The sequence below is a fragment of the Streptomyces smaragdinus genome (genome assembly GCF_009604385.1).
Classification (GTDB): domain Bacteria; phylum Actinomycetota; class Actinomycetes; order Streptomycetales; family Streptomycetaceae; genus Streptomyces; species Streptomyces smaragdinus.
On the sequence record NZ_WEGJ01000038.1, the window covers coordinates 13,310 to 26,722 of the forward strand.

Genomic DNA, 13,413 nt, shown 5'->3' on the forward strand with positions numbered 1-13,413 from the left:
ACGGGACCGGCCGGCTCCTCCTTCGACGGGGGCGCCGGCCGGTCCCGTTCTGTTAATCCGGCGCCGGACGCGGGCCCACCTCCACGGCGGCGCAGCGCCAGCGGTCGTCCGCACCGCGTTCGAGGCGGAACGCCAGGGCGCGGCGGGCCGGGCCGTACGCGATCACGGCGTGCGCCTCCAGCACGTCCGGGACGGGCTCGCTGCCCCGGCACTCGACGATCCGCGGGCGGACCGGGCCGCGCAGCGGCAGGCCCGGCGCCAGCGCCATCAGCTGGTCGTACGCCGCGCCGACGGTGTGCCCGAGCATCCAGTGCACCGGCTTCTGGCCGCTCAGGGTGAGCAGCAGCCGCAGCGCGAACCAGTCCTGCGGATGCCGCTCGCGGGCCAGGCCCGGGATCCGCCGGTCGCCGGGGCGGCGCGGATCGCGGCGGTCGGGCGGGCTCGTACGGCCGGTCGGTACGGGACGGGTTCGCGCCCGGGTGCCCGTCCCCGGGCGGGATCTGCTCGGGCCGGTGCTGCCGGGGCGGGTCGCCGGTCTTCCCGGCGACGGCCTTCTGGTCTTGTTCACGCTGGTCACCCCCGTGATTGCGTGCCATGACTGCGACACGGCCACTTGTAGCGGCAAGCACTGACAGCGGGCAATCGGGCCGCGGGCGCCGCGTGATTCACCTATCAGGGTGACGGGACCAGGGCAGTTTCGTTTCTGCCGGCCGGCCCGGACGGGGCCCGGCGTCGTACAGGAGGCCGCGGAAACCACTCGGTCGGGGGACCCTTGGTCGGCGGCGGCCTATGCTTCGACCATGCGTGTGTACGTTCCCCTGACGCTTCCCGGACTGGCCGAGGCACACGAGGCCGGCGAGGTGAGCTCCCCGTCCGGCGGTCCCCTGACCGGGTACGCCGTCACTCCCGCGCTGCGCGAGTGGTACGTCTCGGACGACATCGAGGAGCTGGAGTACGCGGCCCTCAACCGGGCCGCCGCCGCCAGCCTGCGGCAGCTCGCCGTCGCCCCGGACGCGCCCCGGCGCCGGGTGGTCCTCGCCGCCGAGCTCCCCGACGGGGCCGCCGTCGCCGACCCCGACCGCGCGCTGGACCCGGCGTCCGTGGGCGAGGTGCGGATCGCCGCCGCCGTCCCGCTGCGGCTCGCGGCCGCCGTGCACGTGGACGCCGCCGACGCCGAGGCCGACGTCGCTGCCGCCGCCTCGGCGCTGGGCGCCGCCGACCAGGGGGACGACGACGCGCGCTTCACCGTGGACGGGGCGGAGGACCACGAGCTCCTCTGGTACGGCGTGCAGGAGCTCCCGAACCTCATCTGACCTGCGGCGTTCTGGTTCCATACCGGGTACCCCGGTCGACCTGCTTGTCCGGCCGGGGGTTCGGGGGTTGTCCCCCGAGACAGTGCAGCCACCGGGTTGGCCGGGTTGTCGGACGCGGCGGGTAACGTTTTCGGCATGGCGCATCTGGTGTGGGACTGGAACGGGACCCTCTACAACGATCTCGATGCGGTGATCGAGGCGACGAACGCCTCGTTCACCGAGCTCGGGCTGCCCGCGATCACGCTGGAGCGGTATCGCGAGCTGTTCTGCGTTCCCGTGCCGAAGTTCTACGAGCGGATCATGGGCCGGATCCCCACCTCCGAGGAGTGGGACGTCATGGACGAGACCTTCCACCGGCACTACTGGCGCAGCTCGCGGTCGTCCGTGCTGGCCGAGGGCGCCGCGGCGCTGCTCGCCGCCTGGCAGGACGAGGGGCGCACCCAGTCGGTGTGCTCGCTGGCGCCGCACGACCGGCTGGTGCCGCTGCTCGGCGAGCACGGCATCGCGGAGCGGTTCGTCCGCGTCGACGGGCTCGTCGGGCGCAACGGCGGCGGGAAGGGGGACCAGATGGTGCGGCATCTCGCCGCCCTCGACGGCATATCCCCGGACCGTACGGTGGTCATCGGTGACGCGGTGGACGACGCCCTGGCGGCGGCGCAGGCGGGTGCGCACGCGGTGCTGTACGCGGGCGGTTCGCACGGCCGGGCGAGTCTGGAGCGGGCGGGTGTGCCGGTGGCGGACAGCCTGACGGAGGCGGTCGCGTTCGCGCGGGAACTGGCGGCGTAGCGGGGACCGGAGGGTCCGATTGCCGGTGCGCACTGTCCGTTCCGGCAAAATTCCGGTCCCAGATTTGTACACATACGGCTCATGACGCATGCCGCCCCCGTGGGGATAGCCTGGGGTCGTGATCAGCGCGATAGCCGGCTGGGGCACCGTCGCTCCAGCCTCCGTCCCGGAGCCCGACCGGCCTCCGGGTGTCGCTGACGCCCAGGACCGGTGCCCCAGAGGCTGTCGCCGAACCCCCGTCGTCCGCGCGGAGCGCGGGCGCAGCGGCGTTCGGTGCGTGCCCTCGGCGTGCGGCGCCACAGGTCATGTGGCGGAGCCACCTGTCCTGTGGCGCCGTGCGGCGAGGGTGCGTGCCGGGCGTCGGGGCGCAGGCGGGGGTTCGGCGACAGCCTCTCGGTCACAGATGGCTGATACGGGCCCGGTCCTCTCTCGTTCCGGCATAGCGTCGATGTGGACCGGCAACACCGGGGCCCGGCGCGAAGCCACCCGTTCCCACTAACGTCACGCAACGGCGCGCGACAGGAGCCAGAGGACATGCAGACCAAGCTGGACGAAGCCAAGGCCGAGCTGCTCGGCCGAGCCGCCAAGGTCGCCGAGAAGGGCGAGGGGGGACTGGCGCCCGACGAGCTCTCCACGTACCTCCAGCGCTACTACCTGCACACCGCCCCCGAGGATCTGGCCGACCGTGACCCGGTCGACGTCCTCGGCGCCGCTCTCTCGCACTACCGGCTGGCCCAGAACCGCCCGCAGGGCACGGCCAACATCAAGGTCCACACCCCGACGGTGGAGGAGAACGGCTGGACGTCCAGCCACTCCGTCGTCGAGGTCGTCACGGACGACATGCCGTTCCTCGTCGACTCGGTGACCAACGAGCTCACCCGCCGCGGCGCCGGCATCCACCTCGTGATCCACCCGCAGCTCACGGTCCGCCGCGACGTCACGGGCAAGCTGCTGGAGATGCTGCCCAAGCCCGGCGGCCAGCTCCCGCACGACGCGCTCACCGAGTCGTGGATCCACGTCGAGATCGACCGCGAGACCGACCGCGCCGACCTCAAGCAGGTCACGGCCGACCTGCAGCGCGTGCTGTCCGACGTACGCGAGTCCGTCGAGGACTGGCAGAAGATGCGCGACGCCGCGCTGCGCCTGTCCGACGACCTCGCCGACGAGCCCGTGCCCGCCGACCTGCCCGAGCGGGAGGTGGAGGAGGCCCGCGAGCTGATGCGCTGGCTGGCCGGCGACCACTTCACCTTCCTGGGCTACCGCGAGTACCAGCTGTCCCCGGAGCGCGCGGACGAGGAGCCCGACGGCGAGCTCACCGCGATTCCCGGCACGGGCCTGGGCATCCTGCGCTCCGACCCCAGCCACAACCACGTCCCCGGCGCCCCCGGCGGCACCAGCGAGTCCTTCCACCGGCTGCCGGCCGAGGCCCGCGCCAAGGCCCGCGAGCACCGGCTGCTCGTCCTGACCAAGGCGAACAGCCGCGCCACCGTCCACCGCCCGGCGTACCTCGACTACGTCGGCGTGAAGAAGTTCGACGCCGACGGCAACGTCGTCGGCGAGCGCCGCTTCCTCGGCCTGTTCTCGTCCGCCGCGTACACCGAGTCCGTGCGCCGCGTCCCGGTGATCCGCCGCAAGGTCGCCGAGGTGCTCAGCCGCGCCGGCTTCACCCCGAACAGCCACGACGGCCGCGACCTGCTGCAGATCCTGGAGACCTACCCGCGCGACGAGCTGTTCCAGACCTCGCCCGCCGAGCTCCAGTCCATCGCCACCCATGTGCTGTATCTGCAGGAGCGCCGCCGGCTGCGGCTGTTCCTGCGCCAGGAGGAGTACGGGCGCTACTACTCGGCCCTGGTCTACCTCCCGCGCGACCGCTACACCACGGGCGTGCGGCTGCGGCTGATCTCCATCCTCAAGGAGGAACTCGGCGGGATCTCCGTCGACTTCACCGCCTGGAACACCGAGTCCGTCCTGTCCCGGCTGCACTTCGTCATCCGTGTCGAGCCCGGCACGCCGCTGCGCGAGCTCACCGACGCCGACGTCAACCGGATCGAGACCCGCCTCGCCGAGGCCTCCCGCTCCTGGACGGACGCCTTCCAGGAGGCGCTGGTGGCCGAGTGCGGCGAGGAGCGCGGCAGCGAGCTCGCCCGCCGCTACGCCGGGGCCTTCCCCGAGGGCTACAAGGCCGACTTCACCCCGCGCACCGCCGTCGCCGACCTGCAGCACTTCGAGCGGCTCACCTCGGCCGGCGGCAAGGAGCGCTTCACCCTCAGCCTGTACGAGCCGGTGGGTGCCGCCCACGACGAGCGGCGGCTGAAGGTGTACGGGGCGGGGGCGCCGTTCTCCCTGACGAAGGTGCTGCCGGTGCTGCAGAATCTCGGCGTGGAGGTCGTCGAGGAGCGCCCGTACCAGCTGCGCTGCACCGACGGCACCACCGCCTGGGTGTCGGACTTCGCGCTGAAGCTCCCCCCGCCGGCGAACGGCGGCGCGCACGAGCTGGGCGACGACGCCCGCGAGCGGTTCCAGGAGACGTTCGCCGCCGTGTGGAACGGGCGCGCGGAGAACGACGCGTTCAACTCCCTCGTGCTGCGCGCCGGGCTGGACTGGCGCCAGGTGATGGTGCTGCGCGCGTACGCCAAGTACATGCGGCAGGCCGGTTCGCCGTTCAGCCAGTCGTACATGGAGGACACCCTCCACAACAACGTGCACACCACCCGGCTGCTCAGCAGCCTCTTCCAGGCGCGCAACTCGCCCGAGCACCAGCGGGCGGGCACCGAGCTCACCGACGGGATCCTGGAGGAGCTGAACGGCGCGCTGGACCAGGTCGCCTCCCTGGACGAGGACCGCATCCTGCGTTCCTTCCTGACGGTGATCAAGGCGACGCTGCGCACCAACTACTTCCAGCACGACAGCGCCGGCGACCCGCACTCGTACGTGTCGTTCAAGCTCGACCCGCAGGCCATCCCGGATCTGCCGGCGCCGCGTCCGGCGTACGAGATCTGGGTGTACTCGCCGCGGGTGGAGGGCGTGCACCTGCGCTTCGGGAAGGTCGCGCGCGGTGGTCTGCGCTGGTCGGACCGGCGCGAGGACTTCCGTACCGAGATCCTGGGCCTGGTCAAGGCGCAGGAGGTGAAGAACACCGTCATCGTGCCCGTCGGCGCCAAGGGCGGCTTCGTCGGCAAGCAGCTGCCCGACCCGGGCACGGACCGCGAGGCGTGGCTGGCGGAGGGCATCGCCTGCTACAAGACGTTCATCTCCGGCATGCTCGACATCACCGACAACCTGGTCGGCGGCGCGGTCGTGCACCCGGAGAACGTGGTGCGCCACGACGAGGACGACACTTATCTGGTCGTCGCCGCCGACAAGGGCACGGCCACCTTCTCCGACATCGCCAACGAGGTCGCCGTCGCGTACGGCTTCTGGCTCGGCGACGCGTTCGCCTCCGGCGGCTCCGCCGGCTACGACCACAAGGGCATGGGGATCACCGCCCGCGGCGCGTGGGAGTCCGTCAAGCGGCACTTCCGCGAGCTGGGGACGGACACCCAGACGGAGGAGTTCACGGCGGTCGGCATCGGCGACATGTCCGGTGACGTCTTCGGCAACGGCATGCTGCTCAGCGAGCACATCCGGCTGGTCGCCGCCTTCGACCACCGGCACATCTTCCTCGACCCCCGGCCCGACGCGGCCACCGGTTACGCGGAGCGGCGCCGGCTGTTCGAGCTGCCGCGGTCGTCGTGGGCGGACTACGACGCCGGGCTGATCTCGGCGGGCGGCGGCGTGTTCCCCCGTACCGCCAAGTCCATTCCCGTGGGCGCCAAGGTGCGCGAGGCGCTGGGCATCGACGGCTCCGTCGCCAAGATGACTCCGGCCGAGCTGATGAAGGCCATCCTGCAGGCGCCGGTCGACCTGCTGTGGAACGGCGGCATCGGTACGTACGTGAAGTCCTCCGCCGAGACCCACGCCGACGTCGGCGACAAGGCCAACGACGCGATCCGGGTCAACGGCGGCGACGTGCGGGCGAAGGTTGTCGGCGAGGGCGGCAATCTGGGCGCCACCCAGCTGGGGCGGATCGAGTTCTCCCGCGAGGGCGGCCCCGACGGGGTCGGCGGGCGGATGAACACCGACGCCATCGACAACAGCGCGGGCGTGGACACCTCGGACCACGAGGTGAACATCAAGATCCTGCTCAACTCGGTGGTCGCCGAGGGCGACATGACGGTCAAGCAGCGCAACAAGCTGCTCGCCGCGATGACCGACGAGGTCGGCGATCTGGTGCTGCGCAACAACTACGCGCAGAACACCTCGCTCGCCAACTCCCTCGCCCAGGCGCCCAGCCTGCTCCACGCCCAGCAGCGGCTCATCCGCAAGCTGGTGCGGGACGGGAAGCTGGACCGGGCGCTGGAGTTCCTGCCGTCCGACAAGCAGATCCGGGACCGGCAGGCCGGCGGGTTCGGGCTCACGCAGCCCGAGCTGGCGGTGCTGCTCGCCTATATGAAGATCACTGTGGCCGAGGATGTCATCGCCACGGAGCTGCCGGACGATCCTTATCTGGAGCGGCTGCTGTTCTCGTACTTCCCCGAGGATGTGCGCGAGCCGTACGCCGAGCAGATCAAGGCGCATCCGCTGCGGCGGGAGATCATCACGACGGTGCTGGTCAACGACACGCTGAACACCGGTGGTACGACCTTCCTGCACCGGCTGCGGGAGGAGACCGGGGCGTCGACCGAGGAGATCGTGCGGGCGCACACCGCCGCGCGGGCCGTCTTCCGGCTGTCCGACTTCTGGGACGCGGTCGAGGCGCTGGACAACAAGGTGCCGGCCGAGGTGCAGACGCGGGTGCGGCTGCATTCGCGGCGGCTGGTCGAGCGGGGGGCGCGGTGGCTGCTCAACAACCGGCCGCAGCCGTTGCAGCTCAGCGAGACCATCGAGTTCTTCTCCGACCGGGTCGCCGAGGTGTGGGCCTCGCTGCCGTCGCCGCTGCGGGGGGCGGATCTGGAGTGGTACGAGAAGGTGCACGACGAGATGGTCGGGTCCGGGGTTCCGGCTGAGCTGGCTGTTCGGGTTGCCGGGTTCTCGTCCGCGTTCCCGATTCTGGACATCGTGGCTGTCGCCGATCGGATGTCGTTGCCTCCCATGGAGGTTTCGGAGGTGTATTACGACCTCGGGGACCGGGTGCGGATCAGTCAGCTGATGGACCGGGTGATCGAGCTGCCCCGGACGGATCGGTGGCAGTCGATGGCCCGGGCCTCGATCCGGGAGGATCTGTATGCGGCGCATCAGCTGCTGACGGCGGATGTGCTCGCCGCGGAGGTTGTGGGGGAGGCCTCTCCGGAGGAGCGGTTCGCGGCGTGGGAGAGGCGGAACGCGGCGATCCTTGGGCGGGCTCGGGCGACGCTGGAGGAGATTCAGAACTCCGATACGTTCGACCTCGCGAACCTGTCGGTGGCCATGCGCACGATGCGGACGTTGCTTCGCAGTAACCGGTAACAGATCGGGGGCTCCGCCCCCGGACCCCCGTTTCGGCGCTGCGCGCCTCGTCCTCAAACGCCGGACGGGCTGTAGGGGGACTTGCGCTCGGTTGTTCGGTGCGGCGGGCTGGTGGATATTTCTCCGCCCGGCCCGCCGCCCTGTCCCGGCTCGTCGCCCAGCCACGCCGCGTCACCCTGCTGTCGGCTGCGGCGCCCCGCCGCAAGCCCATCGCCGGCTGCGGCGCCCCGTCGCAAGCCCATCGCCGGCTACGGCGACCTCGTCACCCGGAAACGGGTGGCCGTGGGTGGGCGATCCGCCCCGCGCCGCAGGCGCGGGGAGCCGGCGGACGGCGCCGCGCAGACCCCGCACGCGTCCCGCCCCCGGACACCGGCATTCGGCCCCGTCTCCGTCCCGGAGGCGGGGTTGCCGCGTTTCTGCTTGATCGGGGCGTAAGAATTCGGGTATTCAGGTCAAATGGTGACCGTGGAGCCTCGAGTCAACCCTGAGAAGTCCGCCGTTGTCGCCGCCTATCGGCGTGCCCTGCCGCTGTCCGTGCGGCGGGCCATCGCCGATCGGTACTCCGTCCAGCGGCGGCGGGACGTCAAGGCGCGGATCGCCCGGGCCGCGCCCGCGCGGCACATGGTGCGGTTGCGGGCCGCCGCACTGGCGCGGCGGTGGCGGGAGCTGGCCGTGGCGCCGGGGCGGGTGGTCGTCGTCGACGGGGGGCAGCCGCGCATCGCGCACGTGCAGCGGGATCTGTCGCCCGTGCACGCGCGGCGGGCCGGGCTCGTCGCCGTGACCCGGGTGTTCAGGACCGCCGGGATCGACTACTTCGTCGTACGGGGCAAACCCCGCGGGCCCAGCGTCGTCGCCGTGACCGAGGGGCAGCGGCGCAAGGTCATCGCCGTACTGACGCGGCTCGCCAAGGCGCAGCCCGCGTACGTGAACCGGCCGGGCAAGCCCATGGCGCCGGGGTTCGAGGCGGCCACCTGGCGGCGGCTGGCGGGGGCCCGGGTCATCCGGCTGACGTGGTTCCGGACGACCGACTTCGGGTCGCCCGTGCTGGGGGAGCGGTTCGGGTGCGACGTCGAGTTCTGGACCGAGGAGGACGGGCGGCTCTACGCCCCGCGCCCCGAGCGCGTCACCGAGGTCGTGGACGCCGACGCCGAGCCCGTACTGCTGCCCGACGCCAGCGGCTGGGGCTGCGGGCGGCTGAAGGTGCGGACCCGGGAGGAGTTCACGCGGCCGCTGCCCGACGACATCCGCTTCCCCGTCGACGCCGTCTACACCTGGGTCGACGGCTCCGACCCGGCCTGGCTGCGCCGCCGCGCCCGGTACGCGGGGACCGCCTACCACGCCGAGGCCGCCAACGCCGCCCGCTACGCCGACCACGACGAACTGCGCTACTCCCTGCGCTCCCTGGCCACCTACGCGCCCTGGATCCGCTCGGTGTACCTCGTCACCGACGACCAGGTGCCCGGCTGGCTGGACACCGCCCATCCACGGCTACGGGTCGTCAGCCACCGCGAGATCTTCCGCGACCCGGACATGCTGCCCACGTTCAACTCGCACGCCATCGAGAGCCAGCTCCACCATGTGGAAGGGCTGAGCGAGCACTTCCTCTACTTCAACGACGACGTCTTCCTCGGCCGCGAGACCCTCCCGCAGGACTTCTTCCTCGCCAACGGAATCGCCAAGTTCTTCCCCTCGCCCGCCCTCGTCCCGCTGGGGGCTCCCGGCGACGAGGACGTACCCGTATCCGTTGCCGCCAAGAACAATCGGGCGCTCATCGAGCGTAAGTTCGGGGCCACCCCCGTACAGAAGATGAAGCACACCCCCCACGCCCTGCGCCGCAGCGTGCTGGAGGAGATCGAGCGGGAGTTCGCCGCCGAGCACGCCGCCACCGCCTCGCACCGCTTCCGCAGCCGCGACGACCTCGCCATCCCCTCCTCCCTGCACCACTACTACGCGTTCTTCACCGGCCGGGCCACCAGCGCCCGCGTGCGCTACGCCTACCTCGACCTGTCGCACCCCAACGCCGCCTCCCGCCTCGACCGGCTGCTGGCACAGCGCAACCGCACGGTGTTCTGCATCAACGACACCCTGTCGCAGGAGGAGGACACCGCCGGCCACACCGCCCTGCTCAAACCGTTCCTGGAGGCCTACTTCCCCGTGCCGAGCCCCTACGAGCTGGGCGGCGACGACTGATGCCGAGCAGGTTCCTCAAGCCCAGGCTCTTCCGGCGCCGGCCCCCCCGCCCCCTCCCGCAGCTCCCCGCCGCCCACCTCTCCCTCCTCGACGGCCGCACCCTCAACATCAGCGTCCGCCTCCCCGACGGCACCCGCCACGCCCGCCTCACCGGCTTCGGCGAGCTCACCCTCGGCGCCGGCACCTTCCCCGCCGCCCACGTCGAGGGCACCGTCCCCCTGCGCATCGAGCTCACCCCCGCCCGCGGCCGCCGCCGCGTCTACGCCGTCACCCCGCCACCCCGCGCCCAGCGCCCCGACGGCCCCACCCGGGCCGAGCCGGGCGAGCCGGTGCGCCTGTGCCCCCGCCCCGACGGCGCGGCGCTCCAGCGGGTGCCGCCGGCCCCCGGCGCCGAGGTGGAGCACGTCGAGGTGGGCTGGACCGCGGTCACCGTACGGGGCCGTCTCATCGCCCAGGAGCCCGCGGGCGCGGTGGCCGAGCTGACCCCCCGCGGGGAGGACACCGGCACCGAGCTGCCGACGGAGTGGGACGGCGACCGTTTCACCGCCCGCCTGGGCCCCGCCGCGCTGACCCACACCAAGGCCGAACGCACGTACGACCTCCGCCTGCGGGTCCCCGGCCGCGACACCCCCCTGCGCATGGGCCGCCTGCGCACCGACGTCACCGCCCCCAAGCGCGTCTTCCGCCTCCCCGACCGGCTCCTCCTGGACCCCTCGGGGATCCGCATCCGCGTCGCCCCGTACTACACCCCGACCGGCCGGCTCGCCCTGACCGCCGAGCGCATCGCGTGAACCGGGAGGAGCCCGTATGAGAATCACCTTCCTCATCACCTGGGTCGACGAGATGGGCGGCACCGAGCTCGCCGTCCTCACCCAGGCCCGGCACCTCGCCGCCACCGGGCACGAGGTCGAGGTGGTCAGCGTGTTCCGTACCCGCGCGGAGTCCTTCTTCCCCGCCGGTGACCGGGTCGCCGTCCGCTATCTCGTGGACCGCACCGGCCCCTGGCCCCGCCCCGTACGGGACCACACGCTCGACGAGGACACCTGCCGCACCCTCGCGGCCCGGCGCAGCACCCTCATCGACCCCCTGTGGGAACCGGCGTTCGACGGCCTCTCGGACACCGAGCTGGACCTGGCCCTGCGCACCCTGGACACCGACGTCGTCGTCACCGCCTCCCCGGCCCTGATGTCCGCCGTCACCGACCTCGCCCCCGCCGGGGTCGTCACCGTCCACCAGGAGCACCGGCCCTCCCAGCACCGCGGCGGCACCGGCGGGCCGCTGCTGGCGCGGGCGCCGGAGGTGGACGCGGTCGTCGTGCTCACCGAGTGGACCAAGGGCTGGTTCGAGGAGTCCCTCGGCGCCGCCGCGCCCCGTCTCGAGGCCATCCCCAACGCCGTCCCCGACGGCTTCCGGCCGCGTTCGGCCCGTACCGGGAAGACCGTCGTCGTCGCCCGCAGGCTCGTCGCCGACAAGCAGGTCGACCACGCCGTCATCGCCTTCGGCAAGGCGCTCGTCGAGCATCCCGGCTGGCGGCTGCGGATCTTCGGCGAGGGGCCGCTGACGGGGTCGCTGCGGCGGCTCGTCGGGGAGCTGGGGCTGCACAACTCCGTGGAGCTGCTGGGGCCGACGCGGCGGATGACGGACGAGTGGGCGAAGGCGTCGTTCACCGTGCTGCCGTCGCAGACCGAGGGCTTCGGGCTGGTGCTGGTCGAGGCGTTCGCGGCGGGCGTGCCGGCCGTGGCGTACGACGTGCCGACGGGGCCCGCGGAGATCGTCCGGCACGGGGTGGACGGGCTGTTGGTCCCGGCCGGCGACACCGAGGCCCTCGCGGCGGCCATGGGGCGGCTGATGGGGGACGAGGAGCTGCTGCACCGGCTCGGCGAGCGGGCGGCACGGGGGGCCGGGCGGTTCGCGGCGGGCGAGGTCAACGCCCGGTGGGAGGCGCTGTTCCAGGAGCTGTACGCCGGCCGGCAAGACCCCGGGCGGCTCGCCCGGCGGGCGGACCGGGCGGCGCGGCGGCGGGCGGTGTCGGCGGGCGGCGGGTTCCAGCCGCAGGCGCCGGCATCGCGGGTGTCGCCGTCGCGGGGGGTGCAGCGGGCGCGGGAGGACGAGCTGGCGGCCACCTCGAGGACGAAGCTGGTGCGCTCCGCCGGGCGCCTCGCCGAGGTGCGCGACGACCTCCTCGCCGGCGACGCCTTCGACGAGAACCTGCGGCTGGCGGCCGGGGCGCTGCGGGCGGCCGGCATCCCGTACGTGCTGCTGCGCGTCGCCACCGGCCACCCCCGCGCGCGGCTCGCCGTGGACGCGGCGCTGCGGGCGGACGTGTACGCCGCGCTGGCGTCCGCCTGCGCCGGTCAGGCGGTGTACGCGGAGCTGCTGGGGCCGGCGGTGGACGCGCCGGGAGCGGTGCTCGCCGAGCGGCTGCCGGAGGTGGGGGAGGTGGCGGGGCTGCGGGTGTACCGGCCGTACGTCACCGGGGGGCGGACGCTGCGGTACGGGGCGACGTACGGGTGCGACGTCGAGTTCTGGCCCGCCGGCGCCCGGGGGCACACCACGCCCACCCGGGCGCACGCGCTGGGGGACACGCTGCCGTGCGTGCGCCCCGACGCGGTGACGCGGGTACGGGGGCGGGTGTACGGGACGCTGAAGGCGTTCACCCAGCACCTGGTCACCGACATCGGCTTCCCCGTGGACGCCGTCTACACCTGGGTCGACGACGCCGACCCCGCCTGGCGCGCCCGCCTCGACGCCCGCCGCGCCGAGCTGGGCCTCGAGCCCGCCCAAAGCGGCACCGCCGGCGACGCCCCGGTCCGTTTCCGCAACCGCGACGAACTCCGCTACAGCCTGCGCTCGCTGGCCATGCACGCCCCCTGGATCCGCCGGATCTTCCTGGTCACCGACGACCAGACGCCGTCCTGGCTGGCCGCCGGCCACCCCGGTCTGCACCTCGTCCCGCACCGCGAGATCTTCGCCGACCCGAGTGCCCTGCCGGTCTTCAACTCCCATGCCATCGAGTCCCAGCTGCACCGCATCGACGGCCTCGCCGAGCACTTCCTCTACCTCAACGACGACGTCTTCCTCGGCCGTACGGTCACCCCCGGCACCTTCTTCCGCGGCCACGGCGGCACCCGGTTCTTCTGGTCCACCACCGCCGTCCCGCCCGGCGAGGCCACCGCGGCCGACGAGCCGGTGTTCGCCGCGGCGAAGAACAACCGGGCGCTGCTGCGCACGCGGTTCGGCGCCGTACCCACCCACTGCTTCCTGCACACCCCCCACGCCCTGCGCCGCAGCGTCCTGACCCGGCTGCACGAGGAGTTCCCCGACGCCCTGGCCCGTACCGCCCGCTCCCCCCTGCGCGACTGGCGCGACGTCTCCCCGCTGTCGTCGCTGGCCCACCACTACGGCTATCTCACCGGCACCGCCGAACCGTCCGCCCTGCGCTACGGCTACGTCGACACGGGCCGCCGCGCCCAGCACCCCGGGCTCAGCCGGCTGCTCGCCGCCCGCTCCAAGGACGCGTTCTGTCTGGGGGAGGGCCCCGACTCCGACGTACCGGCGGACGAACAGGCCGAGGTCATGCGGGCGTTCCTGGAGGCGTACTTCCCGGTGAAGGGCCCGTACGAGCGATAAACGCCCTATT

General features: G+C 72.9%; 7 protein-coding genes. 6 read left to right on the forward strand and 1 reads right to left on the reverse strand.

Going from position 1 to position 13,413, the window contains the following annotated elements:
• Positions 1-52: 52 nt before the first annotated feature.
• Positions 53-568, reverse strand: coding sequence for an Rv3235 family protein (locus SRB5_RS29625; RefSeq protein WP_323378706.1), 516 nt, complete (start codon positions 566-568; stop codon positions 53-55).
• A 232-nt stretch (positions 569-800) separates the two neighbouring features.
• Here SRB5_RS29625 and SRB5_RS29630 point away from each other — a divergent pair, with 232 nt between their 5' ends.
• The 6 genes from SRB5_RS29630 (at position 801) to SRB5_RS29655 (ending at position 13,403) form a co-directional block, all read left to right on the forward strand.
• Complete coding sequence (locus tag SRB5_RS29630) at positions 801-1,313, forward strand: DUF6912 family protein (RefSeq protein ID WP_153456538.1); 513 nt, start codon at positions 801-803, stop codon at positions 1,311-1,313.
• A gap of 135 nt (positions 1,314-1,448) precedes the next feature.
• Positions 1,449-2,099, forward strand: coding sequence for an HAD family hydrolase (locus tag SRB5_RS29635; protein ID WP_153456539.1), 651 nt, complete (start codon positions 1,449-1,451; stop codon positions 2,097-2,099).
• 534 nt (positions 2,100-2,633) lie between these two features.
• Positions 2,634-7,583, forward strand: a complete 4,950-nt coding sequence (locus SRB5_RS29640) for an NAD-glutamate dehydrogenase (RefSeq protein WP_153456540.1) — start codon at positions 2,634-2,636, stop codon at positions 7,581-7,583.
• A 465-nt stretch (positions 7,584-8,048) separates the two neighbouring features.
• Positions 8,049-9,773, forward strand: coding sequence for a stealth family protein (locus SRB5_RS29645; protein ID WP_323378707.1), 1,725 nt, complete (start codon positions 8,049-8,051; stop codon positions 9,771-9,773).
• The gene (locus tag SRB5_RS29650) at positions 9,773-10,564 is read left to right on the forward strand and encodes a hypothetical protein (RefSeq protein WP_153456542.1); all 792 of its coding nucleotides are present in this window, start codon (positions 9,773-9,775) and stop codon (positions 10,562-10,564) included. The genes SRB5_RS29645 and SRB5_RS29650 overlap by 1 nt, the downstream gene beginning before the upstream one ends.
• 16 nt (positions 10,565-10,580) lie before the next feature.
• Positions 10,581-13,403 carry a stealth conserved region 3 domain-containing protein gene (locus SRB5_RS29655; RefSeq protein ID WP_153456543.1) on the forward strand — a complete coding sequence of 941 codons (2,823 nt, stop codon included), beginning with the start codon at positions 10,581-10,583 and terminating at the stop codon, positions 13,401-13,403.
• Positions 13,404-13,413 lie beyond the last annotated feature (10 nt).